Annotated in this window: 1 protein-coding gene; it reads left to right on the top strand. The window is 38.2% G+C overall.

Annotated features, from left to right (window positions below; genetic code table 11):
• Window positions 1-35 precede the first annotated feature (35 nt).
• The coding region (locus FDX22_RS21845; RefSeq protein WP_146717765.1) for a DUF3310 domain-containing protein at window positions 36-338 on the top strand (303 nt) is incomplete at its 3' end.

Below are 338 nucleotides of genomic sequence, written 5' to 3'. Positions count from 1 at the left end.
ACGTTGCTTATTGCATGGATTGGGGGTAACATCTAATGAATTATGGTACAAATAAGCACTATGCCAATGAATACGGTATGGAACTTAACGAATACTTTAAACATCATTTTAACTATGAAGAGCTTGCAGGCTGGTATACAATGCAGGTATTAAAGTATCTAGTGAGAGCTGGCAAGAAAGAGGGTGAAAGCTACGACAAAGACCGTAACAAGGCTTTAGACTATGCAGGAGAACTTGCTAACTTAAGTAACGAGAATAAGCTTACAGAATACACTGCTGACGACATTATGAGCTTTGCACAAGATATAGCTGATGATTTCAAACAATGGAAAGGCGAA

Origin of the sequence: Citrobacter sp. TBCS-14, assembly GCF_005280805.1 — a bacterium.
GTDB lineage: Bacteria > Pseudomonadota > Gammaproteobacteria > Enterobacterales > Enterobacteriaceae > Citrobacter > Citrobacter gillenii.
Note: the sequence above shows the minus strand (reverse complement) of the source record. Positions and strands in the feature narration are given on the sequence as shown.